This is a genomic window from Nocardiopsis sp. NPDC006139, assembly GCF_040614155.1.
GTDB lineage: Bacteria > Actinomycetota > Actinomycetes > Streptosporangiales > Streptosporangiaceae > Nocardiopsis > Nocardiopsis changdeensis.
Genome location: NZ_JBEXTT010000004.1, coordinates 71,082 through 95,367 on the forward strand (window position 1 = coordinate 71,082; position 24,286 = coordinate 95,367).

General features: G+C 74.0%; 23 protein-coding genes. 10 read left to right on the plus strand and 13 right to left on the minus strand.

Translation table 11 applies throughout. The features are described 5' to 3' along the window. Positions 1–17 precede the first annotated feature (17 nt). Positions 18–995, plus strand: a complete 978-nt coding sequence (locus tag ABZ249_RS06485) for an oxygenase MpaB family protein (RefSeq protein ID WP_355258127.1) — start codon at positions 18–20, stop codon at positions 993–995. Then, positions 992–2,371 carry an MFS transporter gene (locus tag ABZ249_RS06490; RefSeq protein ID WP_355258130.1) on the plus strand — a complete coding sequence of 460 codons (1,380 nt, stop codon included), beginning with the start codon at positions 992–994 and terminating at the stop codon, positions 2,369–2,371. The genes ABZ249_RS06485 and ABZ249_RS06490 overlap by 4 nt, the downstream gene beginning before the upstream one ends. Before the next feature lie 42 nt (positions 2,372–2,413). On the opposite strand, the gene ABZ249_RS06495 is transcribed toward ABZ249_RS06490, so the two are convergent. Both ABZ249_RS06495 and ABZ249_RS06500 read right to left on the minus strand, forming a co-directional pair. After that, positions 2,414–3,325: an NADP-dependent oxidoreductase gene (locus ABZ249_RS06495; RefSeq protein WP_355258133.1), complete on the minus strand. Its 912-nt coding sequence runs from the start codon at positions 3,323–3,325 to the stop codon at positions 2,414–2,416. Positions 3,326–3,340: 15 nt separating this feature from the next. Continuing rightward, positions 3,341–4,741: a DHA2 family efflux MFS transporter permease subunit gene (locus ABZ249_RS06500; RefSeq protein ID WP_355258136.1), complete on the minus strand. Its 1,401-nt coding sequence runs from the start codon at positions 4,739–4,741 to the stop codon at positions 3,341–3,343. 115 nt (positions 4,742–4,856) lie between these two features. Between ABZ249_RS06500 and ABZ249_RS06505 the strand changes: the two genes are divergently transcribed. After that, positions 4,857–5,513 (plus strand): TetR/AcrR family transcriptional regulator, encoded by a 657-nt coding sequence (locus ABZ249_RS06505; protein ID WP_355258139.1) that lies wholly within the window; start codon positions 4,857–4,859, stop codon positions 5,511–5,513. Here ABZ249_RS06505 and ABZ249_RS06510 read toward each other — a convergent pair. The 4 genes from ABZ249_RS06510 to ABZ249_RS06525 form a co-directional block, all read right to left on the minus strand. Beyond that, positions 5,510–6,262 carry an SDR family NAD(P)-dependent oxidoreductase gene (locus ABZ249_RS06510; protein WP_220563051.1) on the minus strand — a complete coding sequence of 251 codons (753 nt, stop codon included), beginning with the start codon at positions 6,260–6,262 and terminating at the stop codon, positions 5,510–5,512. The two genes, ABZ249_RS06505 and ABZ249_RS06510, sit on opposite strands and share 4 nt — an antisense overlap. Before the next feature lie 37 nt (positions 6,263–6,299). Next, a complete protein-coding gene (locus ABZ249_RS06515) occupies positions 6,300–7,670 on the minus strand; it encodes an FAD-binding oxidoreductase (RefSeq protein WP_355258142.1) in 1,371 nt (456 codons plus the stop codon). 12 nt (positions 7,671–7,682) lie between these two features. Continuing rightward, entirely contained in the window at positions 7,683–8,621 is a 939-nt protein-coding gene (locus ABZ249_RS06520) for a decaprenyl-phosphate phosphoribosyltransferase (RefSeq protein WP_355258145.1), read from the minus strand. Between the two features lie 72 nt (positions 8,622–8,693). Then, complete coding sequence (locus tag ABZ249_RS06525; protein ID WP_355258148.1) at positions 8,694–9,617, minus strand: DUF3068 domain-containing protein; 924 nt, start codon at positions 9,615–9,617, stop codon at positions 8,694–8,696. Positions 9,618–9,788: 171 nt separating this feature from the next. Between ABZ249_RS06525 and ABZ249_RS06530 the strand changes: the two genes are divergently transcribed. Then, positions 9,789–11,114 (plus strand): acyltransferase, encoded by a 1,326-nt coding sequence (locus tag ABZ249_RS06530; RefSeq protein WP_355258151.1) that lies wholly within the window; start codon positions 9,789–9,791, stop codon positions 11,112–11,114. A 4-nt stretch (positions 11,115–11,118) separates the two neighbouring features. Here the strand turns inward: ABZ249_RS06530 and ABZ249_RS06535 are convergent, their stop codons facing one another. Next, entirely contained in the window at positions 11,119–13,179 is a 2,061-nt protein-coding gene (locus ABZ249_RS06535) for a hypothetical protein (protein WP_355258154.1), read from the minus strand. 150 nt (positions 13,180–13,329) lie between these two features. On the opposite strand from ABZ249_RS06535, the gene ABZ249_RS06540 reads away from it, so the two are divergent. Both ABZ249_RS06540 and ABZ249_RS06545 read left to right on the plus strand, forming a co-directional pair. Further along, the gene (locus ABZ249_RS06540) at positions 13,330–14,058 is read left to right on the plus strand and encodes a methyltransferase domain-containing protein (RefSeq protein ID WP_355258157.1); all 729 of its coding nucleotides are present in this window, start codon (positions 13,330–13,332) and stop codon (positions 14,056–14,058) included. After that, a complete protein-coding gene (locus tag ABZ249_RS06545; RefSeq protein ID WP_355258160.1) occupies positions 14,055–14,813 on the plus strand; it encodes a class I SAM-dependent methyltransferase in 759 nt (252 codons plus the stop codon). Before ABZ249_RS06540 ends, ABZ249_RS06545 begins: the two co-directional genes overlap by 4 nt. On the opposite strand, the gene ABZ249_RS06550 is transcribed toward ABZ249_RS06545, so the two are convergent. Next, positions 14,787–16,073 carry a hemolysin family protein gene (locus tag ABZ249_RS06550; RefSeq protein WP_355258163.1) on the minus strand — a complete coding sequence of 429 codons (1,287 nt, stop codon included), beginning with the start codon at positions 16,071–16,073 and terminating at the stop codon, positions 14,787–14,789. The two genes, ABZ249_RS06545 and ABZ249_RS06550, sit on opposite strands and share 27 nt — an antisense overlap. Positions 16,074–16,188: 115 nt before the next feature. Then, positions 16,189–17,199, minus strand: a complete 1,011-nt coding sequence (locus tag ABZ249_RS06555; protein ID WP_355258166.1) for a LacI family DNA-binding transcriptional regulator — start codon at positions 17,197–17,199, stop codon at positions 16,189–16,191. Between the two features lie 270 nt (positions 17,200–17,469). On the opposite strand from ABZ249_RS06555, the gene ABZ249_RS06560 reads away from it, so the two are divergent. Next, positions 17,470–18,444, plus strand: coding sequence for a glycoside hydrolase family 6 protein (locus tag ABZ249_RS06560; protein ID WP_355258169.1), 975 nt, complete (start codon positions 17,470–17,472; stop codon positions 18,442–18,444). A 59-nt stretch (positions 18,445–18,503) separates the two neighbouring features. On the opposite strand, the gene ligD is transcribed toward ABZ249_RS06560, so the two are convergent. Both ligD and ABZ249_RS06570 read right to left on the minus strand, forming a co-directional pair. After that, positions 18,504–19,379: a non-homologous end-joining DNA ligase gene (gene ligD / locus ABZ249_RS06565; protein WP_355258172.1), complete on the minus strand. Its 876-nt coding sequence runs from the start codon at positions 19,377–19,379 to the stop codon at positions 18,504–18,506. Positions 19,380–19,478: 99 nt separating this feature from the next. Then, entirely contained in the window at positions 19,479–19,898 is a 420-nt protein-coding gene (locus ABZ249_RS06570) for a hypothetical protein (protein ID WP_355258175.1), read from the minus strand. Between the two features lie 263 nt (positions 19,899–20,161). Between ABZ249_RS06570 and ABZ249_RS06575 the strand changes: the two genes are divergently transcribed. Next, the gene (locus ABZ249_RS06575; RefSeq protein ID WP_355258178.1) at positions 20,162–20,386 is read left to right on the plus strand and encodes a DUF397 domain-containing protein; all 225 of its coding nucleotides are present in this window, start codon (positions 20,162–20,164) and stop codon (positions 20,384–20,386) included. A 573-nt stretch (positions 20,387–20,959) separates the two neighbouring features. Continuing rightward, on the plus strand, positions 20,960–21,787 hold the full coding sequence (locus ABZ249_RS06580; RefSeq protein ID WP_355258181.1) for a class I SAM-dependent methyltransferase: 828 nt from the start codon (positions 20,960–20,962) through the stop codon (positions 21,785–21,787). Positions 21,788–21,945: 158 nt separating this feature from the next. On the opposite strand, the gene ABZ249_RS06585 is transcribed toward ABZ249_RS06580, so the two are convergent. Further along, positions 21,946–22,278, minus strand: coding sequence for a hypothetical protein (locus ABZ249_RS06585; protein WP_355258183.1), 333 nt, complete (start codon positions 22,276–22,278; stop codon positions 21,946–21,948). Between the two features lie 236 nt (positions 22,279–22,514). After that, entirely contained in the window at positions 22,515–23,105 is a 591-nt protein-coding gene (locus tag ABZ249_RS06590; RefSeq protein ID WP_355258186.1) for a TetR/AcrR family transcriptional regulator, read from the minus strand. 50 nt (positions 23,106–23,155) lie between these two features. Here ABZ249_RS06590 and ABZ249_RS06595 point away from each other — a divergent pair, with 50 nt between their 5' ends. Continuing rightward, positions 23,156–24,220: a hypothetical protein gene (locus ABZ249_RS06595; RefSeq protein ID WP_355258189.1), complete on the plus strand. Its 1,065-nt coding sequence runs from the start codon at positions 23,156–23,158 to the stop codon at positions 24,218–24,220. Positions 24,221–24,286 lie beyond the last annotated feature (66 nt).

Consider the following 24,286-nt stretch of genomic DNA (forward strand, 5'->3'; position numbering starts at 1 on the left):
CCCCGAAGGAGCCGCTGATGAAGCGTTTCGATTTCCGCGACGAGATCCACCGCCTGGACGCCGAGGCCGACTGCGTGCGGATCATGCAGATCCTCAACGCCCACGAGTTCCCCTGGGACATGGGCCGGGCCCTGGGCATCGCCCTGTACCGGACCTACGCGGTGCCGAGCATCGGGGAGCTGCTGGGCAGGACGGACGAGTTCACCGGCAAGACCCAGAAGCGCTACGACGACACCGCGCTCATCCTCAACAGCATGATGCGGTACGGGTTCGAGCCCGGCCAGGGCCGCGACGCCCTGCGGCGGATGAACCAGATGCACCGGTCCTACGACATCTCCAACGACGACTACCGCTACGTGCTCAGCACGTTCGTCGTCATGCCGGTGCGCTGGATCAACGAGTACGGGTACGGCTGGCGCCGGCTGTCCGACCACGAGGTCTCGGCGATCGTCCACTACTACCGCAGGCTCGGCAGGTACATGGGCATCAAGGAGATCCCGGAGACCTACGAGGAGTTCCGGGACCTGCTCGACGCCTACGAGAAGGAGCACTTCGCCTACACCGAGGGCGGCCGCAGGGTCTCCGACGCCACCCTCGACCTCATGGTGACCTTCTACCCGCCGCGGGTGGCCGGGCTGGCCCGCCGGTTCTCCATGGCGATCCTGGACGAGTCGCTGATCGAGACGTTCCGCTACGAGCCGCCGTCCAAGGCCTGGCGCAGGTCGGCGGACATCGCGCTGAAGATCCGCGCCAAGGTCGTGCGCCGGATGAAGCCGCGCGAGGAGCCGTTCTGGGCCGACCAGAACCCGAACATCCGCAGCTACCCCGGCGGCTACGACGTCAACAGGATCGGCACGTTCCCGGCGGGCTGCCCGGTCGCCCACGACGTGGACCCGGTCGCGCACGAGGAGCTGTACGGGAAGAAGGACGGCGCCTCCGCCGAGCCCGCCGAGGCCCCCGCGACCGCCGAGGCCGGAGCGGACGGGCGCGCGTGACCGCCACCTCCGAGCCCGCGACCGCCGGGACCGCCGCGCCTCCGGCGGCGGGCCCCCTGCCCCGCTCGGTGCACGCCTGGTACGGCAGCGGTGCGGTGGCCACCGGCGTCTTCAACACGGTGCCCGGCCTGCTGCTGCTCATCTACCTCACCGACACGCTCGCGGTGAGCCCGGCGGTGGCCGGCCTGGTGGTGCTGCTGCCCAAGCTGGTGGACCTGGCGGTCAGCCCCTACATCGGGGTCTGGTCGGACCGGACCCGCTCCTCCTGGGGGCCGCGGCGGCCGTGGATGCTGGCCGGCGCGCTGACCCTGCCGCTGCTGTTCGCCGCGATGTTCGCCGGCCCGCCGCTCCAGGGGAACGGAGCGGCGGTGTACGTGGCGGCGGTGTTCGTCGCCGCGGCGCTGGCGTCGTCGGCCTTCCAGGTGCCGCACGCGGCGATGCCCGGGGAGATCACCTCGGACTACCACGAGCGGTCGACGTTCACCGCGTGGCGGACCGTGTTCGTGGGCCTGGCCCTGATGCTCGGCGGGGCGCTGGCCCCCGTCGTCCAGAACGCGCCCGCCGACGAGGTGGCCGGGTACCGGCTCATGGGCGCGCTGATGGGCGTCGTGCTGCTGGTGTCCATGCTGGGCACGGTGGTCGGCACCCGCCGGGCGCCGCGCACCGTGTTCCCGCACCGCACCGAGGGCATGGCCGCCCAGCTGCGGACGGCGCTCACGCACCGGCACTTCCGGGTGCTGTTCCCCGCCCAGCTGCTGATGTCCGTGGCCAGCGGCACGATGGTGGCGGGCGTGCCGTACGTGACCGCGAACGTCATGGGCGAGCCCGCCTACACGAGCATCCTCATGGTGTGCGTGCTGGTCCCGCTGATGGCCGCCGCTCCGCTGTGGCGGCGGGTCTCCGTGCGGGTGGACAAGCGCCGGGCCGCCGCCTACGCGGCCGCCGTGTTCTCCGCGGGCGGTCTGGGGCTGCTGTGCATCCCGCTGGGGGGCGTGCCGGTCGCGGTCGCCTCCTCGGTGCTGGTGGGCGTCGGCCTGTCGGGGACGATGCTGCTGCCGTGGTCGATGCTGGCCGACTGCCTGGCCGCCACCGACGACGGCCGCCGCCAGGGCGGCGTGCTGTCGGGCGTGTGGACGGCGGGCGAGGCGCTGGCCCAGTCGGTGGGCACCGGCCTGCTGTCGCTGTCGCTCGCGCTGAGCGGCTACGTGGAGTCGGGCGCGGGCGAGGTCGTCCGGCAGAGCGACGAGGCGCTGCGGGGCATGCTGATCGGCAGCACCCTGGTCCCGGCCGCGGTGATGCTGCTGTGCCTGGTGCCGCTGGCGTTCTACCGCCTCACCGAGGCCGACACCGCCCCGGCCGCCGGGACACCGGAGTGATCCGCGGGGCCCGCCGGAGCGCGGGCCCCGCCCGTGTCCCCCTCAGGGTGTGAGGACGACCGCCCCGCGCCCGTGCCCGGAGTCGAGGATCCGGTGCGCGCGGGCGGCCTCGGCCAGCGGCAGGACCTCGCGCAGCTCCACCGCGTACTCGCCGCGCTCGTACAGGCCGACCACCGAGGCCAGCCGTTCGGCCGAGCGGACCCCGTCGACGGCCGCCGTGCCGAACCGGGCCGGGGCGTCCGGGGAGACCATGCTCAGCACCCTCTCCGGCGCGCCGACGATCTCCAGGACCTGCCGTAGCGAGGCGTCGTCGCGGGCGTCGTACCCGGCGTCGACCCCGTCCGGCGCGACGGCCCTGACCTGCTCGACCATGGTGTCCCCGTAGGTGACCGGGACCGCGCCCAGTGAGCGCAGGTGGTCGTGGTGGCGCTCGGAGGCCGCGCCGATCACCCGTGCCGCACCCCGGAGCAGGGCCAGCCGCACGATCGCCGAGCCCAGGCCGCCGGCGGCGGAGTTGACGAACAGGGTGTCGCCGGGGCCCACCCCGAGCGCTTCCAGGACCATGACCGCCCCCTGGCCCCGGGCGGGCAGGGCCGCCGCCTCGGCCTCCGGCAGGGCGTCCGGCCGGGGGACGACCTGGTCGGCGCCGACGACGATGTGTTCGGCGTAGGCGCCGAAGGTGGAGAAGCCCAGGACCGGGGTCCCGGCCGCCGGTCCCGCGGTCCCCTCTCCGAGGGCGTCCACGGTTCCGGCGAACTGGTTCCCGGGGACCAGCGGCAGGTCGATCCGGTCGCGCCAGGGGAGCTCGCCCCGGCGGATCCGCGCGTCGAGGGGCAGCGCGCCGACGGCGGCCACGCGGACGCGGACCTGCCCGGGGCCGGGCTCGGGCAGGGGCAGGTCGACGGGGGTCAGGACCTCGGGGTCCCCGAAGCGGGTGATGGCGACGGCGTACACGGTGCCTCCGTGGGTTCAGGCGTCCCGGTCGGGACGGGTGGCGGGCAGCAGGAGCGCGGGGAGCAGGGCGGCGGCGGTCAGGGCGGCCATCCACCAGAAGGCCGCCTGGAAGGCGGGGACCGGGTCGGCGGAGGCCGCGCCGCCCGTCAGGACCAGGGCGAGCCCGGCGGTCCCGGCCGCCGCGCCGACCCGTTGCAGCACGTTGAGGGCGACGGTGGCGTGCGGGATCCGGTCGGCTTCCAGCCCCCGGTAGGCGGCGGCGAGCAGGGGCACCGAGGCGGTGCCCAGGCCCGCGCCGCGGACGAAGAGGGCGGCGCCGAGCCACCACTGCGGGGTGTCGGCGGTGGCGAGCGCGAAGGGGACCGTGGCCAGGGCCGCCACGGCCAGCCCCGCGACCACGAGGTGGCGGGGGGCGAGCCGGTCGGCGGGGCCGCCGACGCAGAGGACGGCCAGGGCCACCCCGGCGCCCATGGGGGCCAGCAGCAGTCCGGCGTCCAGGGGGTCGGCCCCGGAGACGCGCTGGTGGAAGAGCGGCAGCAGGAACATGCCGCCCCAGATGCACAGCCCGAAGACGAACATGAGCGCGGCCCCGTTCCGGAACGGGGCGTGTGCGAACAGCCGCAGGTCCAGGGCGGGCGGCGGCGCGCCCTCGCGGGGCCGCAGGGCGCTCAGCGCGAAGCCGGAGAGCAGCAGCGCGCCGAGCCCGGCCCACAGGGGACCGGCCCAGGTCGTCGGGGAGGACAGCCCGTGCAGCAGGGCGACCAGGCCGAGGGAGAGCAGGGCCAGGCCCAGGGGGTCGAGGCGTTCGGAGCGGTCGGGTCCGCCCCGGGGGATCCCGCGCACGGCGGACAGGACGGCGACCGCGACCAGGGGCAGGACCAGGGCGAACACCCAGCGGTGGCCCAGGGACTCCAGGACCGCTCCCCCGGCGACCGGGCCGAGCACGGGGGCGAGCTGGCCGGGCACGCTGATCAGGGCCATGGCCCGGCCCACGCGGCCGGGTCCGGCGGCCCGGGCGAGGATCGCCATGGTGAGCGGCAGGACCATGCCGCCGCCGAACCCGGTGAGGGCCCGCATCACGATGAGGGACTCCAGGGACCAGGCCGCGCAGGACAGGGCGGCGCCGGCCCCGAACAGGGTGAGCGCACCGATCCAGGCCGCGCGGGGGCCGAACCGGTCCAGGGCCCAGCCGACGACGGGGATGGCTGCGGTCATGGCCAGGAGGTTGGCGGTCACGACCCACTGCACCCGGGACACGGGCGCGTCGAAGGCGTCGGAGAGGTCGTCGACCGCGACGGTGACGACGGTGCTGTCGGCCAGGGCGGCGAAGGCTCCGGCCAGGAGGACGGCGGTGAGCCGGACCAGGGGTGCGTCGAGGCGCTCCCGGCCCCGCGTGCGAGGGGCTTTCTCGGACATGGAAAGTAAACTACACCGTGCAGTATAGATTTGTCGCCGTGCCGTATCCGACCGCCGGATCGGGGAATACGCTGCTGGAGAGCCCGCCGCGACCCGAACCGAACGGACCCACCCGATGACCGCCCAGCGCCCCGCTCCCCCGCCGACCTGCGGCCGTCCCGCCAAGCACGCGGCCATCCTCGACGCGGCCCGGCGGGTGTTCCTGCGCGAGGGCTACACCCGCGCGAGCATGGACGCGATCGCGGCCGGCGCCGAAGTCTCCAAGCGCACCGTCTACAACCACTTCGGCGACAAGGAGGGGCTGTTCTCCGCGATCGTCGAGCAGAGCAGCGCCGCGGTCGCCGAGGACTTCGCCGCGACGGCCGCCCGCCACCTGGCCGACCCCGCGGACGCCGAGGAGGCCCTGGTCGCCTTCGGCGACGCGTGGGCCTCCCCCGGGCTGCACCGCCCCGACCACGGGGCGCTGGTGCGGCTGCTCATCGCCGAGGCGCTGCACTTCCCCGACGCCGTCCGGGTGTGGCTGGACACCGGCCCCGGGCCGGTCCGCCGGGGCCTGGCCGCGCGGCTGCGCGCGATGGCCGACCGGGGCCTGCTCGACATCCCCGCCGGAGGGGAGGAGACGGCCGCCGAGCACTACGTGGCGCTGGTGCAGACCCCGGCGGCCAACCGGTCGTTCTTCAACGCGGCCCCCCTGGAGGAGGCCGAGCGCCGGGCCCTGGTCCGCTCCGGCGTCACCGCGTTCCTGCGCATCTACGGCCCCGGCCGCTCCTAGCGGCCCAGGCGGCGCCAGATCGGGCGCGGCATCAGCCGCATGCCCGCGAAGACCGGGGCGAGCACGCGCGGCGCCCACACCGTGGTCGCCCCCGAGCGCAGCCCCGCCGACACGGCCTCGGCGACCTGGGCGGGGGTGGCCGGGAACGGCGCCGGGTCCACGTGCGCCGACATCCGGGTGGGCACGTAGCCGGGGCGCACCACCAGCACCCGCGCCCCGCTGCCGTGCAGGGAGTCGGCCAGCCCCTGGGCGAACCCGTCCAGGCCCGCCTTGGCCGAGCCGTACACGAAGTTGAACCTGCGCACCCGCACCCCGGCCACCGACGACAGCACCACCAGCGCTCCGTGTCCCTGCTCGCGCAGGCGGGCGGCGACCGCCAGCCCGGCGGAGACGTGCCCGGTGTAGTTGACCGCCGCCGCGCGGGCCGCGGCCGCCGGGTCGGCCTCGTAGTCGGCCTGGGTGCCGAGCACGCCGAACGCGTCCACGACCACGTCGAGGTCGCCCACCAGGGCCACCGCCCCGTCGACCGTGGCGGTGTGGGTGTCGGGGGCGGTCGCGTCGAACTCCAGCGAGTGGACCTTCGCGCCCAGGGCGGCCAGGGCGGCCGGGGGCTCGGCGACGCCGCCGCGGGCGGCCAGCACCACCTCGCGGGCGCCCTCGCGCACCAGACGTTCGACGATGGCCAGGCCGATCTCGCTGCGGCCGCCGAGCAGCAGTACGGTCCGCACCGTTCCCACCGAGTCGCGCATGTGCCTTGGATGTCCTTCCGGGTGACGAACGCGGATGTCAGAGCAGCCGCAGGCGGCGGGCCAGGTCGGAGACGAGCACCCCGTCGGGGTCGACCCGCTCCCGGACCTTGCGCCAGGCGGGCAGGTCGGGGTACATGGCGTGGACCGTCTCCGCGTCGGCGCGGCCGTCCTTGGCCAGGTAGAGGCGGCCGTCAGCGGCCAGCAGGAGCTCGTCGAAGCGGCGCAGCATGCGGCCCAGGCCCGGCAGCCCGGCGGGCAGGTCCACGGCCAGCGTCCACCCGGGCCGGGGGAACGACAGGTGGCCGCCGGTGCCCTCGCCCAGCCGTTTGAGCACGGTGAGGAACGACGGCGCGCCCGCCCGGGACAGCCCCTCCATGATCCGGACCAGGGTGTCCTCGGCCCCGAACGGCACCACGAACTGGTACTGCACCAGCCCGTGCGGCCCGTACAGCCGGTTCCAGCCGCGGACGGCGTCCAGCGGGTGGAAGAACCCGGCGATCGGCTGGGCCTCCCCGCGCCTGCGCCGGGGCGCCGCGCCCCGGTACACGGCGTTGAACGCGCCCACCGTCCAGGAGTTGAGCAGCCCCGGCGGCGCCCACGGCGGGGCGGCCAGCGGGCTGCCCGCGCGGTGGCGCAGCGGGTCGCGGCGCAGGGCGGGCGGCAGGTCGCGCAGGCCGGCGTGGTCGGCGCGGGTCAGCACCCCGCGCCCCATCGCGCTCCCCTTGGCGAGCAGGTCCACCCAGCACACCGTGTACCGGTAGTCGGCGTCGGTGCGCGACATCAGGTCCAGGGTGGCGTCCAGGGAGTCGGTGCGGTCGGTGTCCACCCGCATGTAGGAGGTCTCCACCGGCAGCACGGCCAGGGTCGCCTCGGTGACGACCCCGGTCAGCCCCATCCCGCCCAGCGTCGCCCGGAACAGCTCGGCGTCCCCGCCGTCGGGGGTGAGGGTCAGCGCCTCCCCGGTGGGCGCCGCCAGGGTCAGGGAGCGCACGTGCGCGCCCAGGGAGGAGTCGGCGTGGTGGTTCTTGCCGTGCACGTCGGCGGCGATCGCCCCGCCCACGGTGACCTGCCGCGTCCCCGGGGTGACCGGCACGAAGTACCCGCGTTCGAGCAGGTGGGCGATGAGCCGGTCGAAGGACACCCCGGCCGGGACGGTGACCTCGCCGCGGTCGGCGTCCAACCGGATGGGGCCGGTCAGTTCGGTGCAGTCCAGGACGGTGCCGCCGGCCGCCTGGGCGGCGTCGCCGTAGGAGCGCCCCAGGCCGCGGGCGAGCACTCCGCGCGGCCCCGCCTCGGCCAGGGCCCGCGCGACCTGCGCGGCGGAGCGGGGGCGCACGACGCGGGCGGCGGTCGGCGCGGTACGGCCCCACCCGGTGAGGAGCACGGGGCGTTCCGGCTGCGAGGCCACGGAGGGTCCCCCTTAGAGGTAGATGCCCAGCCCCACCAGGAGGGCGAGGGAGACGAGGACGACCTGGAGGGGGCGGTCGCGCAGGGCGATCTCCTCCGGCTCCTCGCCCACGCCCCGGTCCACCAGCAGGTTGTAGCGCAGGACGAACATGATGAAGGGAACGATACTGCCCACGTGGAACAGGTTCTGCGCGCCGCCGTCCTGCTCCAGCGCCCACAGGCAATAGGTGACGATCATCGCCGCCGACGCCATGGTGCGGGTCTGGGACAGGTACGTGGGGGTGTAGGCGCGCAGGGTGGCCCGGACCGGTCCGCCCGCGTCCCCCTTGTGCAGGGCGCGCAGCTCGGCCTCGCGCTTGCCGACCACGACCAGCAGCGCCGCCAGGGACACCACGATGACGAACCAGGAGGTCAGCGGGACGCCGACGGCGACGCCCCCGGCGACGGCGCGCAGCACGTGGCAGGCGGCGACCGCGACCAGGTCGCAGATCGCGATGTCCTTGAGGTAGCGCGTGTAGGCGAGGGTGAGCAGGACGTACCCGGCGAGGACGCCGGTGAGCAGCGGCTCGCCCAGGGCGAGGGAGGCCGCCGGGGCCAGGGCGCACAGGGCGATCCCCGCGGTCACCGCCAGGGGTACCGGGACCAGCCCGGCGGCGATGGGGCGGTGGCGCTTGCGCGCGTGGGCGCGGTCGCGCTCGACGTCGCGGACGTCGTTGAGCAGGTAGGTGCCGCTCGCCGCCGCGGAGAACAGCGCGAAGACCGCCGCGCACAGCAGCAGGGCGCGCGGTTCGGAGAGCGCCCCGGCCGCCGCCGGGGCGGCCAGGACCAGCAGGTTCTTCAGCCACTGGCGCGGGCGGCAGGCCCGCAGCAGGGCGAAGGGCAGGGTGTCGCGCAGACGGCGGTCACCGGACGGGGTCCCCCCGGTCCCGGTCCCCGGCACCACCGACGTCATCCGCTCACCCTCCCGGCCGCTCGGACGGACCCGCCCCGCCGGTCGCGGCGGGGACGGGGTCCGACGGGTCCTTCAGTTGTGGTGGGCACGGGATCGGCCGGTGAGGTACAGGACGACTCCGATCCCGATGAAGCCGACGCCGACGATGAGGGCGGCGAGCGGGATCGTGGTGTGGATCAGCGGCAGCATGGTGCGGCCCTGCTCGGAGTTCTCCAGGGCGGTCCGGACGGAGGCGTCGTCGAAGACCAGCTCGGCGTCGAGCAGGGTCAGGACCTCCTCGCCGTCCACGACGACGACGCGGTTCTGGTGCTCGCTGACCTTGATCGGGGAGCCGGTGACCGGGTCGATCCAGTAGGTGCGGGTGATGGAGAAGACCTCGTCGCCGGTCACGTCGCCCTCGCCCTCCAGCCCGGCGACCGAGCGCGGCAGGGTGCGCTCGCCGATGACCTCGCCGTCGACGACCTGCTCGAAGCGGTAGACCTCGACGCCCTCGATCTCCTCGACGGCCTGGAACTCCATCGGGACCGGCTCCTTGACGGTGGTCTCGAAGAAGTCGTAGTCGCGCTGCTCGGTGAAGAAGGGGAACTTCCACGCCTGGCCGCTCTGGACGGTGGCCTCCTCGTTGACCATCGCGTCGCAGCAGTCGACGGCCTCGCCGGTGACCCGGTCGTGGCCGGCGCGGCGGCTGGTGGAGGTGATGCCGAAGTCGGTGTCGGCGTCCCGCAGCCAGGTGAACTGGTCCCAGACCACGATCTCGTCGGTGCTGGAGGCCACGTCGGCCCGGATGGTGACGCTGGCCTCCAGCGTGGCGTTCTCGACGAGCTCGACCTCCTCGATGTTGAAGTAGGTCGCCCCCTCGGCGACGTTGGTGTACTCGACGTAGTAGGTCAGGGGGGTCTTCATCAGGGAGCTGGACACCCACGTGCGCATGAGGGGTGCAACGGCGAGGAAGAAGACTCCAAACCCGATGAGAACGACCGCTATGGCACGGCGCATTTGCCCTCCTGGGCGATGTGAGTCTGGATCTGTAACGGGCTTCAGTGGAACTAGCTTCAGTTCCGGGTAGAGTACTGCCCAGTAGTGAACGACGTCACCAGGGCGTGTCTGAATTTTTATAACACGTTCTAGTGGACCGTGTTCCGGCTCCTCCCCGTCCTGGAAGGCCCCATGGCGCCCATTCCCTCCGCGCCCGAGGACCCCACCGGCACCCCCTCCGGCGGCGCGCGCACCTCCTCCGCGGTCCCCGACCCCGCCCGGCTCCTGCCGCAGGTCGACGGCCGCCACGAGACCCTCGACGGCATCCGCGCCGTGGCCGCCCTCATGGTCCTGGTCTTCCACGTCGCCACCGAGACCGGCGACTCGCTGGCCCCCGGCGTCCTGGGCGGTGTGCTGTCGGCGTTCGACCTCGCGGTGCCGCTGTTCTTCACGCTGTCCGGGGTGCTGCTGTACCGCCCCTGGGCGCGGGCCGTCCTGGACGGGACGCCCTCCCCCTCCTCCCGCACCTACCTGTGGCGGCGGGTCGTGCGCGTGTTCCCCGCCTACTGGGTGGTGGCCCTGGCCGCGCTGCTGCTGTACTCGCGCGAGCACCTGGACTCGCCGCGGTACTGGCTGGAGGCCATGACCCTCACCTTCCCGTTCAACACCGACCCCTCGTGGGTGGGCACCGGCCCCTACGGCCTGGGGCAGATGTGGAGCCTGTCCGTCGAAGTGAGCTTCTACCTGCTGCTGCCGGTGTTCGCCCTGCTGCTGTCGCTGTGGGCCCGGCGCGGCCGGACCCCCGACGCCCGGGGCCGCCGCCTGCTGTGGGGCCTGGGGGTCATGGCGGCGCTGGGGTTCGCGGCGCTGCTGCCGCAGTTCCTGCCCGAGCCGCGCCACTACATGCACGCCTGGCTGCCGCGCACGCTGGGCATGTTCGCCGCCGGCATGGCGCTGGCCGTGCTGTCGGAGTGGGCCTGGCGCGAGTCCGGCCCCGACGGCCCGGTGCGGCGCTTCTGCCGCACCGTCGCCTCCGCCCCGGGGGTCTGCTGGGCGGCGGCGGGCGGGTTCTTCGCCCTGGCCGCCACCGACGCCACCGGCGGCCGGTTCATCGGCGCGGGCGACCTGTGGAGCTCGGCGTTCTCCTCCGCGGCCGACATCGGCTTCGCGTTCCTGATCATCGCCCCCGCAGCGCTCGCGCCCCGGCCGGCGGGCCCGCCCGCACCGCTGCGCTCGGCCGAGGCCTGGCGCGGGGGCCGGTGGATGGAGGCGCTGCTGCGGCACCGGGTGTGCCAGTACCTGGCCAAGGTGTCCTACGGGGTGTTCCTGTGGCAGTTCCTGGCGCTGTACCTGTGGCGCGACTTCACCGGGCAGGAGATCTTCACCGGCGCGTTCTGGCTGGACATGGTGCCGGTGACGCTCGCGACGGTGCTGCTGGCCGCCGCCACGTACCGCTGGGTGGAGGAGCCGTCCCGGCGCTGGTCGCGCCGGTTCTTCCGGGAGCGGCGCCGGGCCTGAGGGCTCACTCCCCCTCCGCGGCGTCCCCGTCCTCGGCGCCGTCCGCGGGCTCGGCGGGCTCCTCCTGGGAGAGCGGGATCGGGTGGCCGCCCTCCGCGTCCGGGGCCAGCCCGCCGATGGCCACCGCCGTCATGCACAGCTCGTCGCCCTCGGTGAGCAGGGAGAGGCGGTCCCCCTGCTGGGGCACCGGCAGGTGCCAGAAGCCGCCTTCGGGGGCCGCCGGCAGGACCGCCTCGATCCAGCCGCCGCCCACCGACACCACCAGCTGCGTGTCCGCGTCCGCGGTGTAGGCGACCGTCGCCACCTGCTGGGGGCCGCCCTGCGCCAGCGCGGGCCAGGACACCGCGCCCTCCAGCGTCCCCAGGCACTCGTCCTCGGGCCCGGGCAGGAACGTGCTGCTGAACAGGGTGTGCTCGCCCGGGACCAGGGTCCCCTCGTCGTCGAACACGTACGCGGCGGCGCCCTGCTCCGGGTGCGCGAACCGGTCCCCGTCCTGCTCCGGGGCCATCGGCGGCAGCACGTAGGAGGTGAGCCGCCGGTCGCCGTTCCAGTCCAGGACCACGTCCTCCGGGACCGGCCGCGGGTAGAACGCGCCCTCCTCCGGCAGGTCCGCCATGGAGGCGCGCACGTTGTCCATGTACTCGCGCAGCCGGTCGCCGTTGAGCGTCCCGGCGTAGGTGTAGGTGGAGTACAGGGCGCCCGCGGCGTAGCCGGCCGTCAGCACCGCGGCCGCGACCGCCCGGTTGCGCCGGGCCCGGCGGCCCGGGGCCGCGCGCGTGGCGAGCGGGACCCCGGCCGTGGAGACCGACTCCCGGGCGCGCTGCTCGCGCACCACGAGGAACGCCAGCGCCAGGCACAGGGCGAAGACCAGCGCCGCGTCGGCCACGTACCGGGGGTCGGCCCCGGCCAGGCCGTGCCCGCGGCCGCGCGCGATCACGGTCGGGATCGCGTCCACGAAGACCAGGTAGCCCAGCAGCAGCGCCCACGCCCGCCAGGCGCGCCCGCGCAGCCACAGGCTGCTCAGGACGACGGCGAGCCACATGACGCCCGCGCCCAGCACCACGAACCCGCGCGGTTCGATCAGGCCGCCCGCCGGGGTGATGATCGCCCACTCGAAGGGGCCGCCCAGCGCGCCCACCGGGAACACCTGCCCCAGCATGCGCCGCAGCAGCTCGCCGGCCGCCTCGGCCTCGGGCACCCCGGCGCCCTCGGTGCCGCTGCCGGTGTTCTGGCTGACCAGGTACAGGACCAGGTAGCCCAGGGTCATGGCGACCATCGCGGCCCAGAACGCGCGGTGAGCGCGGAACGCCCGCACCGCCCCCGCGAAGAGGCTCCCGGGGTACAGGAACGCGACGGCGAACACGAACAGCAGCGAGGGCAGGAACAGCGCCTTCACCGAGAAGAACATGCCGAAGACCACCGCGGCCGTCGTCCACCAGCCGTACCGGGGGTCGCCGGTGCGCACGTAGCGGACCGTCCACAGCAGGGACAGCAGGATGGCCAGCTGGAACGGCACCGCGTTCAGCGCCGCCGCCCACCAGCCGAGCACCGGGATGGTCAGCGGGGCCAGCGCGTAGACCGTGAACGGGATCAGCAGCGCCCAGCGGCGGCCGAACAGCTCCCACAGCAGCCGCAGGAACACCAGCAGCGCCAGGGCCTGGAGTCCCAGCATCACCCCGGCGCTCACCCACCAGTTGTACGGCCAGAAGGCCGTCTGGAGGTAGACCAGGAACATCGCCCCGGGCATGAAGTGGCCCTTGTGCAGGGAGAACAGGTAGTCCGGGGTGAGGTCGGTGGCGTAGGCGGCGCCGAAGAACAGGAAGTCGTCCTCGACGAAGTAGGACGCGTTCAGGACGAAGACCTTGGCGGCCAGCGCCACCACCAGGACGGCCATCGCCGCGCGGAACACGTTGTCCCGGGAGACCTCCCGCAGCGCGCGCAGGGACTCGGCCGCCATCGCGCCGATGCCGGGGCCCTCGTCCTCGGGCTCCTCGACCGGGCGGCGTACCCTGACCTCGACCTCCGGTTCCCGATCCGGACCGGTCGTGGGGGTGGTGGACGGCATCGGTACTCTCCCCGCCGCTGGTTGGCCAAGCCGGAAAACGGATGCCAGAATACAACAGGTTCCAGTTTCGGCATCGCTGTTGACACTGGTCTTTCCACTCGGGATGCTCCGAACGGGAACTTGATTCAGAACGCCCCTGGAGGTGATGTGGTGGGACTCGAACAGGTCCGCCGCGACTGGACCCGGCTGGGGGCCACCGAACCCCTGTGGGCGGTGTGCGTCGACCCCGCCAAGCGCGACGGCGGCTGGGACGACGACGAGTTCCTCGCCTCCGGCCGCGCCGCCGTCGACCCCGCGGTGGCCCGCCTGGACGAGCTGGGGCTGCGGCCCGAGGGCGGCCGGGTGCTCGACTTCGGCTGCGGCGCGGGACGGCTGTCCAACGCGCTGGCCGCGCACTTCGACCGGGTCGTGGGCGTCGACATCTCCGCGCCCATGCTGGAGGAGGCCCGGCGGCTGGACCGCTCCGGCGGGCGCATCGAGTTCGTCCTCAACGAGCGGCCCGACCTGTCGATGTTCGGGGACGGCTCCTTCGACCTCGTCTACACCGACCTGGTGCTCCAGCACCTGCCCCCGGAGCTGGCCGAGGGGTACGTGCGCGAGTTCGCCCGGGTCGTGCGCCCGGGCGGGGCCATGGTGCTGGGCGTCCCCGAGGGCGAGCGCCGCACCTTCAAGGGGCTGGTGTTCCGGTACGCGCCCTGGCCCCTGGTGGCCTGGGCCCAGCGGACGCTGCTGCGCTACCCCGCCCCGATGCGCATGCACACCCTGCGCACCGAGCGCCTGGCCGAACTGCTCCCCCAGGCGCGCATCGCCGCCTCCGACGAGTACTGGGGCGGCGACCACTGGCGGCACCTGCGCCACTACGTGGCGGTGGGGGGATGACCACCGCCACCCGCCCCGACGGCACGGTGCCGTTCCGCGCCACCCTGGGCCGGTCGGTCGCGCTGTTCTCGGCGTTCCGCAGGGAGCAGACCGACCCCGCGTTCTTCTACGGCACCCTCGCCCGCGACACCGTCGCCCAGCTGCGCTCGTACACGCCGCTGGACGGCCGGCTGGTGGTGGACGTGGGAGGCGGGCCCGGGTACTTCGCCGACGCCCTGCGCGAGGCGGGCGCCCGCTGCCTGTGCATCGACTCCGACGCCCACGAGATGACCCTGCACGGGCGCTCCGCGGACGCGTTCGCCCTCCAGGGCAGCGCGCTGGACCTGCCGCTGCGCACCGGGTCGGTGGACGTGTGCTTCTCCTCCAACGTGCTGGAGCACGTCCCGGACCGGGTGCGCATGGCCGACGAGATGGTGCGGGTGACCCGGCCCGGCGGGCTGGTGTACCTGTCGTACACGCTGTGGTTCTCGCCCTGGGGCGGGCACGAGACCTCGCCCTGGCACTACCTGGGCGGCCGGTACGCCGCCGAGCGGTTCGCCCGCCGCAACGGGCGCAGGCCCAAGAACGACTTCGGCCGCACCATGTACGCGGCGCACGCGGGCGAGATGCTGCGGTGGGCGCGCCGCCGCGCCGACGTCGAGCCCGTGGACCTGCGGCCCCGCTACCTGCCGACCTGGGTCAAGCCGGTCGTGCGCGTGCCGGGGCTGCGCGAGGTCGTCACCTGGAACCTACTGCTGGTGCTGCGCAAGCGTTGAGGGCGCCAGCACCAGGCTGCTGATCACCCGGCCGTCGGCCGCGTCCACCGTCGCGCTCCACCCGCCCAGCTCGACCCGCTCCCCCGGCCCGCCGGGGATGTGGCCGAGCAGGACCAGCACCATCCCGGCGACCGTGACGTAGGAGCCCTCGGGCGGGTCGGCGACCTCCACCCCCAGCAGGGGCAGGTCGTGCACCGGGTAGGCGCCCGGGACGCGCAGCGCGCCCCCGTCCAGCCGGGCGACCCCGGGGTCCCGCTCGTCGGTCTCGTCGGCGATGTCGCCCACGATCTCCTCCAGCAGGTCCTCCAGCGAGACGATCCCGCTGACGTCCCCGGCCTCGCCGATGACCACGGCCAGCCGGCGGCGGTCGGCGGTCATCCGCCGCAGGGCCTCCGACACCGACAGCGAGTCGGGGAGCAGGAGGGGTTCGCGGATCAGGGCGGCGACGTCGCTGTCGTCCCGGCCGATCAGGTCCGACCAGTGGACCACCCCGAGCACGTCGTCCACGTCCCCGGCCGCCACCACAGGGGCCCGCGAGTGCCCGTGGTCGGCGAGCATGCGCAGCGCCTCCCGGGCCGTGGTCCCCGCGGGGACCACGTCGACCTCGGGGCGCGGGACCAGCACCTGGCGGACCTTGCGCTCGCGGATGTCGAACGCCCCGGCCAGGATGTGCCGCTGCTCGGGGGTGATGTCGCCGCGCGAGACGATCATGTCCCGCAGCTCCTCCTCGGTGACGTCCTCCCGCTCCGCCCCCGGGTCGCCGCCGAAGACCCGCACCACCAGGTCGGTGGAGACCCCGAGCAGCCACACCACCGGGCGCGACAGGGCGGCGAGCAGGCCGAGGGGGCGGGCCGCCAGCAGCGACCACGCCTCGGCGCGCTGCATGGCGATGCGCTTGGGCGCGAGCTCGCCCAGGACCAGGGTGAGGAAGGTCAGCAGCAGGGTGACCAGGACGACGGACGTCGGGGCGGCGTAGGCGCCGAGGAAGCCCAGCGGCTCGACCAGCGGCCCGGCCAGCGTGACGGCGGCGGTCGCGGAGGCGAGGAAGCCGGCGAGCGTGATGAAGATCTGGATGGTGGCCAGGAAGCGGTTGGGGTCCCGGGCGAGCCTGGCGACGGCCCGGCCCGCCCGGCCGCCCGCCTCCAGGCGGCGGATCTGGCCCTCGCGCAGGGTGACCAGCGCGATCTCGCTGCCGGCGAACAGGGCGTTCACCACGACCAAGACCAGCACGAGGCCGATCTGGGCCCCGTAGCCCTCCATGTGGTGCTCCCGTGGGTCGGTTGCGCTGTGCTGTGCTGGGATGGGGGTCTTCCCCGATTCCCCGCCCTCCACACACGCCCCGCCCGGGCCCCGCCCGGACAGGGGGCGGAACCGCTCAGGACGTGGAGCGGACGACCAGCTCGGTGGGCAGGATCAGCGGGGTGGCCTCGCCGCCGCCCAGGACGGTGAGGAGCATCCGGGCCGTCTCGCGGCCCAGGGCCCGGACGGGCTGGCGCACGGTGGTCAGCGCGGGCTCGCGGGTGCGGGCGGTGTCCAGGTCGTCGAACCCCACCAGGGAGACGTCGCCGGGGACGTCCCGGCCCGCCGCGCGCAGGACGCGCAGGGCGCCCGCGGCCATGTTGTCGTTGGCGGCGAACACCCCGTCCGCGTCCGGGAGGCGCTCCAGCAGGCGGGACATGGCGGCGGCGCCGCCGGCCTCGGTGAAGTCCCCGCGCTCGGGGGCGAGGGCCTCCCGTCCGGCCAGGGCGAGGGCCTCGCGGTGGCCGCGCTCGCGGGCGCGGGAGACCTCGGTGTCGGCGGGGCCGGAGATCATGGCCACCCGGCGGCGGCCGCGGGCGAGCAGGTGCTCGGTGGCCAGCCGTGCGCCGCCGGCGTTGTCGACGTCGACGTACCAGCGGGGGGCGGGGCCGGGGGGCAGCCCCCCGAAGACCACCGGCACCTCGGAGGCGGCGAACACCGGCAGCAGGGGGTCGCCCTCGCGCATCGCCATCGGCATCACGCCGTCGGTGCCCCGGGAGCGCAGCAGCTCCTCCACCCGGCGGCGGCCGCGCTCGGAGGCGGCCAGGCACAGCATGAGGTGCAGGTCGCCCTCCTCCAGGGCGGCGGACAGGCCGACGATGACCTGGGCGAAGAAGGGGTCGGCGAAGATCGACGGGTCCTCGCCGGAGACGACCAGGGCGGCCGTGCCGCTGCGCCGGGTGGCCAGGGCGCGGGCCCTGGTGTCGGGCACGTAGCCCAGCTCTTGGACCGCGCGCCGGACCGCCTCGCGCTTGTCCCGGCTGACGTGCGGGGCGCCGTTGAGCGCACGGGAGGCGACGGAGCGGGACACCCCGGCTCGGGCGGCCACGGCGTCGAGGGTGGGGGCGGGAGGGCGCTGCTCGGTCATCGCGGTCCGTTCTTCCCGGCAGGGCGGTCGTGGGCTCGACTGGAAGCGGTTCCAGTTTAACTCCGGAGTCAGCCCCGAACGGGTCCGGAGGAGATTTTCCTTCACCCCCTTGACGGTGGTTCCAGGGAAACTCATGATGTGAGGCGCCTCACCACGACCCGGGACCGGGCTGGAAGCGCTTCCAATGGGAGCGCTTCCACGAAAGCCCGGGGCAGCGCCGCGCACACCGCGCGGCGTGCCACGAACAGCGCAGAGACAGGGGTACCACCCATGCGTCGCCTCACCCGCTCGATCGCGGCCGCGATCCTCGCCCTGCCATTGGCCCTCGCCGTCGCCCCACCCGCCAACGCCGCCCGCGCCGGAGACCCGGTCTCCATGACCAGCGGCTTCTACGTCGACCCCGCCTCCACACCGGGCGCCTGGGCCGCCGCCAACCCGCACGACGGGCGGGCCGCGGCGATCACCTCCTCGATCGCCTCCGTGCCCATGGCCCGCTGGTTCGGGTCCTGGAGCGGCAGCATCGGACCGGCCACCGGCTCCTACGTCGGCCGGGCGGACCAGCAGGACAAGCTGCCCGTCCTCGTCGCCTACAACATGTACGGGCGCGACGCCTGCGGCGGGCACTCCTCGGGCGGCGCGGCCTCGCCCGCCGAGTACGCGACGTGGATCGGCGCCTTCGCCGGGGGCGTCGGCCACCGCCCGGCCGTCGTCATCCTGGAACCGGACTCCCTCGGCGACTACGACTGCATGAGCCCGGACGAGATCGCCGAGCGCCGGGGCATGCTGTCCAACGCCCTCACGCAGTTCCGGAACCAGGCCCCCAACACGTGGGTGTACATGGACGCGGGCAACCCGGGGTGGCTCGACGCCGCGACCGTGGCCGAGCGCCTGCACCAGGCCGGGCTCAGCGGGGCCCGGGGGTTCTCGCTGAACGTGTCGAACTACTTCACCACCGCGGAGAACACCGCCTACGCCCAGAGGATCAACCAGGTGCTCTCCTCCCGGTACGGGTACACGAAGCCGTTCGTGGTGGACACCAGCCGCAACGGCAACGGGTCCAACGGGGAGTGGTGCAACCCGGCCGGGCGCAGGCTGGGAACGCCCACGCGGCTGGGCGGCGGGGCGGAGATGCTCCTGTGGATCAAGACCCCGGGCGAGTCCGACGGTGACTGCGGTGTCGGACAGGGGTCCCGGGCCGGGGACTTCCTGCCGGAGGTCGCGTACAGGATGATCTACGGGTACTAGCCCCCGGCCCGTCCGCGCGCCGCCCGGTCCCGGGCGGCGCGCGGTCTGGCGGCGCGCGGTCAGCCGAGCCGGTCGCGCGCCCGCTTCGGGGAGCGGGCGCGGCGGTGCATGCCCCGGAAGGGGCACTCCTCGCGCTCCAGGTCCAGGCCGAAGGCGCGGGGCGACTCCAGGCCGTCCAGCTCCTCCCAGAACAGGGGCGCGGCCACCGGCGCGCCCTCGCGGACCCGGACCGAGTAGGGGGCGACCGCCAGCTGCTCGCGGCCGTTGCGGAGGTAGTCGACGAACAGGCGGCCCTCGCGCTTGTTCTTGCGCACCTCCGTGGTGCGCTCCCCGGGTGCGCGCTCGGCCACCCGTTCCGCGAGGAGCTTCGCCAGGTCCCGGACCTCCTGGTCGTCCAGCTCGGGGCGCAGCGGAGAACGGACGTGCAGGCCCTTGGAGCCGGTGGTCATGACGTAGGCGGCCAGGCCCGCCCCCTCCAGGACCTCGCGGGCGTCGCGGGCGGCCGCCTTGCAGGCGGCGAACGCGCCGGGGTCGGTGTCGGGCGGGTCCAGGTCGAGGATCAGGAGGTCGGGCCGGCCCAGGCGGGGTTCGCGGGACTGCCAGGCGTGCAGGGTGATGGCGGCCTGGTCGGCGCACCACACCAGGGCGGCGGTGTCGCGGGCCTCCATCATCGGCTCGCCCTCGATCTCCAGGGTGCGCACCCAGTCGGGGACCGAGGGGTGCTTGACGAAGAACCCGGGGCCGCCGACCCCGCCGGGGTAGCGCTCCAGCGCCACGGGGCGGCCCTTGAGGTGCGGCAGCATCAAAGGCGCGATCCGCACGTGGTAGCGGGCCAGGTCCTCCTTGGTGGGGCCGCCCGCCCCGAAGAGCTCCTTGTCCGGGCGCTTCACCTCGACCACCCGGCGCCCCGCCCGGATCCTCACACCGTCCCCCACGGCGACCACCTCCCGGAGGTCCCCTACCCACCCGGCGGAAAACCGTTCACCCGACCCCCGCCAGAGCCGCGACGTGCGGACACACCACTCACGCCCCGGTCAGGTGGGAAACCCCTGCGGCGTAGGAAGCGGTTCACCCCCGCTCAGCGCCGCCCGGGGCCCGGACCCGCGACCGATCCCGTCCACGTCGACAGTGGTCAGCGCTTCGGCCACGGGGACACCGGTGCGCTCGGCGGCGGCCAGCCGCTCCCTGACCTGCGCCATGGTGCGCGGCCGCCATCCCGGGCCGTCGCAGCAGGTGGAGTGGAAGGTGACCCCGGCACGGAGCAGCGTCCCCAGCACCCGCCAACCGGCGTCATCACCGCGCCGGGGCACCTCCAGATCGCTCCCGGCGTCGATCAGCTCCCCCGCACAGTTCGGGCACAGCCGGGCGCGCGGTTCATCGACACGATGCTTGAACCCGACCCGGCATTCCAGGCACACGTGATGGCGTCCGAGGTGGGCGGGGCGGGTGCACATGCGGGCAGTATCGCCCGGTTCTCCACCGGCCCGCAAGACCGCGGGGGCGCGGCCCGAGAAGCTCGGCAAGCCCCGCGCACGCGGGGATGGAACCGTGGCACATTCAGACACGGTTTCCGTGATTTCCGCCAGTCGCTCGGCGTTTTGTCTTTGTCCCTGCCGCCATGGTCGTGCTGGGACGACATGATCGGGACAACACCCGAACCGAGCCGTTGTCCTCTTCCGGCCGCCCCCGCCCGCCCTCGGGCGGGTACACCACCCGCATGAGCGAACCCGTGTTCTTCAAGTCCGGCCACCGCAGTGGGGAAGGCGAGTGCGTGGAGGTCGCGTTCCGTAAGAGCAGCTACAGCGGCACCGGCAACAACTACATCGGGGCCGCCGATACCCCCACCGCCACCCTCGTCCGCGACACCCGGAACCGGGCCGCCGGCCATCTCGGATTCGCCCCCGGAGAATGGGCGGCGCTCCTCAACACCCTCGACCGCTGACAGGACCCCTCTTGGAACTCTTGATCGTCCTCTCCATCCCCCCGGGAATCGGCCTCCTCATCTGGATCATGATGAGCAGAGAAGCACGGGAGCGCTCCTTGCAGACCAAAGCCGATCCATGGATCCCGCCCGCCGGCGACTCGGGAGGCGGCGACGGTGGCGGAGGGAGCTGACACGCAAGAGCCCCCGCTGGAACGGGGGCTTCCCAGGGGCTCGCCAGCACTGCTTGTGCCCCTCGAACACCAAGCGCAGCACACCCTCCGCATCCAGCACCACCACCGGCAGGATCGCCAAGGACATCACCACCTGCTGTGGCACCGGTGGTGCCCCCGCCTCCAGCGGGCGGTAGGCCGTCTGCCTGAACACTCCCGGGACGAACACCGTCCCCACGAACACGCGAGGATGGCCCGCCTCGAGCTGTACATTGTAGATTCCGAGCCGTTCCCAGAGGTTCAGGCTCTCGTGGGCACGGCGGCGCGGACGGAGAACGGGCCCGAGGCCGTCAGGCGCTCCCGGTGCGGAACCGGCCCCGTTTCAGGCCGACACGCACCGGTCGGGATCTAGTGTGCTGTCATGCGCGATGACACCCCTGACGAAACGCGCCGTGTCCGCTTGAGCCGGACCTTCGACGAAGACGCGGAGCTGTACGACCGCGCCAGGCCCGGATATCCGCCGGAGCTGTTCGACGACCTCGCCCCGATGGCCGGCATCGGCCCCGGCTGCCGCGTCCTGGAGATGGGCGCGGGCACCGGCAAGGCGACCCTGCCGCTCGCCGAACGCGGTTGCCGTGTCACGGCCGTCGAGTTGGGCGCGGACATGGCCGCCGTCGCCCGGCGCAACCTGGCCGGATTCGGGGCGGTGGAGGTCGTGACGGCGGACTTCGAGACCTGGCCGCTGCCGGAGGAGCCGTTCGATGCGGTCGTCGCGGCGACGGCGTTCCACTGGATCGATCCAGTGGTGCGGATGGTCAAGTCCGCCGACGCCCTGCGGCCCGGCGGCGCTCTCGCCGTGATCGGCACGCAGCACGTGGCGGGCGGCAGCGAGGAGTTCTTCGTCGAGGTGCAGGACTGCTACGAGCGTTTCGACCCCGCCACCGTCCCGGGGACGCGGCTGCCCGCAGCGGCGGACATCGACACCTCGGACCACGCGGACGAGGTGGCCCGCAGCGGCCGCTTCGGCCCCGTCACCATCCGGCGCTACGAGTGGGACCTGGCCTACACCACCGCCGGGTACCTGGACGTGCTGCGAACCTACTCCGGCCACCGCGCTCTGCCGCCGCAGGCCCGGGAGGGCCTTCTGGGCTGCATCGCCGCGCTCATCGACCGCCGCTACGACGGCCGGATCACCAAGAGGTACCTCACCGAGCTGCGGGTATCGCGCACACTCCCCGCCCCGGGGTAGAAACGGCCCGGACCAGGCCGCTGCGTACCCGTCGGTCCGCGGGCGTATCGGACGGCGACCCCTATCACCGTTCCCACGTGGTCGGACTCCGGGAGTGGTGGAGGCGGGCGCACACTCCGCGTGCGCCCGCCCCGGGGGACCGGCCGGAACCGCGCGGGTCAGTCGCGGGCCGGGCCGAGGATCCCGCGGAAGAGGCGCCGCACACCGGCCAGGAGCGATCCGAGAATGAAGGACTGGACCAGGGCGCAGACGACGAGCCCGACGCCGAGGAACCACAGGGGCGCGTCCAGCCCCCAGACCGCGTCGGCGATGGTCGTCACGGCCGCGAAGGCGGGGAAGGTGAACATGGCGGGCCATACCCAGATGAACCCGGGGTCCGTGCTGAACGCGGTGACGGCCGCGGCCACCGCGATGGAGCTTCCGACGAGTCCGAGGTAGATCGCCGAGGCCGGGTTGGCGAAGGTCAGCCGGACGAGGGGATGAGCGTTCATCGTCTCCCTTGATGAAGAGGTGGAATGCCCTCCATGGTGGGGCGCGGCCGCTCCCCTGTCGTGAGTACCCGTACTCAGGGGGAACGCGGTCCCTCCCTGCACGTCCGCGCCCCGGCCGGGGCCGACGCCCGTTCCCCCTCCGGCGCCTCCCGAGTCGAACGCGGGGGTCCGGTGGCGGTGCGCGCACGGCAGCGGAACCCCCCGCGCTCCCGGCCCGCCACGCGCCTCGGCACAGGTCAGCCGGGGAAGACCTCGGACAGGGCGTCCAGGTACGCCTGCTCGTCGAACCCGGGGACGACGATCCGCTGGAGCATGAACCCCGGGATGGACGAGAGCAGCACGGGCGTCACCCGCTCCGCCCACGCCTGCGGGTCCTTCCCCCGCACGGCCTCCGGCTCGCCCGCCGCCCACTCCGCCAGTTCCGCCCGGATGATCCCCCGGACCCGGCCGAAGATCATCTCCACGATGGCGCGGATCTCCGGGTCGACGGTCGCCTCGGCCCAGATCTGCGGCGCCACGGTCATCGCCGGGTGCCGTTGCAGCACCCGGACGATCGCTCGGACGACCTCGCCCGGCGACCGCGGCGGCTCCCCCTGCGGCCTGGCGAAGCTCATCACCTTCAGGTCGAAGGTGCGCTCGGCCAGGGCCCGGAACAGCTCCTGCTTGCCCTCGAAGTACCCGTACACCGCGCCCGTGGACAGGCCCGTCTCCCTGACGATCACCGCCATGGACGCGCCGCGGTAACCGTCGCGGATGATCACCCGTTCGGCGGCGTCGAGGATCTGGTCGCGGCGGGCGGCCCTGTGCGCGTCACTCACTTTCGGCATGGGGACAGCATATGTTATACAGAACGAACATTCGTTTTTTTGGAGAAGCCATGTCTCAGACCTCCTCGCCGACACCCCGGCCGGCCGCCCCCGGACCCACGCCCCTCCTGCGCGCCTTAGGCATCGCGACCGCCCTGACCGCGGTCGTGGCCCTCGTCGTGCTCGCCTTCTCCTGGCCCGCCGTGACCGCGGAGCCCAAGGACGTCCCGATCGCGCTGGTGGGTCCTGACGCGGCCGTCGAGGCCCTCGGGGCCCGGCTGGCGGAGGACTCCGAGGGCCTCTTCGACACCGATATCCTCGGCGACCGCGACAGCGCGGTCGAGGCCGTCGAGCGTCGGGAGGTCGCCGGCGCCGTGGTCCTGGGCCCGGAGCCGGAACTGCTCACGGCCTCCGCCACCGGCCCCCTGAACCAGCCCGTCGCCCAGCTGGCGGCCCCCCTCCAGGCCGCGCTGACCGAGCAGGCCCCGGACCAGGGCGGGCGGCCCGTCGCCCTGACGGTGACCGACGTCGTCCCCTACTCCGAGGACGACCCGAACGGCGGCAAGCTCTCCTCCGCGTTCTTCCCGCTCCTGCTCGGCGGCATGATCGGCGGCATCGCCATCGGGCTCGCCGTCCACGGCGCCGGCCGCCGGGCGGTCGCGGTGCTCGCCTACTCCGCGGTCGGCGGCACCCTGCTCACCGGCATCCTCCAGACCTGGTTCGGATCGCTCCAGGGCGACTTCTGGTCCAACGCCGCCGCCTTCGGCCTCGCCCTGGGCGCCATCGCCGCGCCGATCGTCGGCTTCGTCTCCCTGCTGGGCCGCGCGGGCATCGCCGTCGGCCCGGTCGTGATGATGCTCTTCGCCAACCCGATCTCCGGCGCGACCCTGCCGGCGCAGTTCCTCCCCGGCGCGTGGGGAGCCGTCGGCCAGTGGTTCCCGCCCGGGGCCTCGGCCACCCTCGTGCGCGGACTCTCCTACTTCCCGGACGCCGACCTGGCGTTCCCCTGGCTCGTACTCGCCGCCTGGGCGGCCTGCGGGCTCCTGTTGACCCTGGTGAGCGGCCTGCGCCGCACCCCGGCGGAGGATCCCGGCCGGGAGGCGGCCGCCGGCGAGCGGCGGCCCGTCGGCGTCTGAACCGTCCGGTCCCGTGCCCCGGACCGGTCGCGAAGACCCCTCCCGTCTCCGCGGAAAACCGGGAAA

Bases quoted from the DNA above. Each gene is read 5' to 3' on its own strand.
- ABZ249_RS06485 (WP_355258127.1), top strand. From the start codon at position 18: ATGAAGCGTTTCGATTTCCGCGACGAGATCCACCGCCTGGACGCCGAG.
- ABZ249_RS06500 (WP_355258136.1), bottom strand. From the start codon at position 4,741: ATGTCCGAGAAAGCCCCTCGCACGCGGGGCCGGGAGCGCCTCGACGCA.
- ABZ249_RS06505 (WP_355258139.1), top strand. From the start codon at position 4,857: ATGACCGCCCAGCGCCCCGCTCCCCCGCCGACCTGCGGCCGTCCCGCC.
- ABZ249_RS06510 (WP_220563051.1), bottom strand. From the start codon at position 6,262: ATGCGCGACTCGGTGGGAACGGTGCGGACCGTACTGCTGCTCGGCGGC.
- ABZ249_RS06520 (WP_355258145.1), bottom strand. From the start codon at position 8,621: ATGACGTCGGTGGTGCCGGGGACCGGGACCGGGGGGACCCCGTCCGGT.
- ABZ249_RS06525 (WP_355258148.1), bottom strand. From the start codon at position 9,617: ATGCGCCGTGCCATAGCGGTCGTTCTCATCGGGTTTGGAGTCTTCTTC.
- ABZ249_RS06530 (WP_355258151.1), top strand. From the start codon at position 9,789: ATGGCGCCCATTCCCTCCGCGCCCGAGGACCCCACCGGCACCCCCTCC.
- ABZ249_RS06535 (WP_355258154.1), bottom strand. From the start codon at position 13,179: ATGCCGTCCACCACCCCCACGACCGGTCCGGATCGGGAACCGGAGGTC.
- ABZ249_RS06545 (WP_355258160.1), top strand. From the start codon at position 14,055: ATGACCACCGCCACCCGCCCCGACGGCACGGTGCCGTTCCGCGCCACC.
- ABZ249_RS06550 (WP_355258163.1), bottom strand. From the start codon at position 16,073: ATGGAGGGCTACGGGGCCCAGATCGGCCTCGTGCTGGTCTTGGTCGTG.
- ABZ249_RS06555 (WP_355258166.1), bottom strand. From the start codon at position 17,199: ATGACCGAGCAGCGCCCTCCCGCCCCCACCCTCGACGCCGTGGCCGCC.
- ABZ249_RS06560 (WP_355258169.1), top strand. From the start codon at position 17,470: ATGCGTCGCCTCACCCGCTCGATCGCGGCCGCGATCCTCGCCCTGCCA.
- ABZ249_RS06570 (WP_355258175.1), bottom strand. From the start codon at position 19,898: ATGTGCACCCGCCCCGCCCACCTCGGACGCCATCACGTGTGCCTGGAA.
- ABZ249_RS06575 (WP_355258178.1), top strand. From the start codon at position 20,162: ATGAGCGAACCCGTGTTCTTCAAGTCCGGCCACCGCAGTGGGGAAGGC.
- ABZ249_RS06580 (WP_355258181.1), top strand. From the start codon at position 20,960: ATGCGCGATGACACCCCTGACGAAACGCGCCGTGTCCGCTTGAGCCGG.
- ABZ249_RS06585 (WP_355258183.1), bottom strand. From the start codon at position 22,278: ATGAACGCTCATCCCCTCGTCCGGCTGACCTTCGCCAACCCGGCCTCG.
- ABZ249_RS06590 (WP_355258186.1), bottom strand. From the start codon at position 23,105: ATGCCGAAAGTGAGTGACGCGCACAGGGCCGCCCGCCGCGACCAGATC.
- ABZ249_RS06595 (WP_355258189.1), top strand. From the start codon at position 23,156: ATGTCTCAGACCTCCTCGCCGACACCCCGGCCGGCCGCCCCCGGACCC.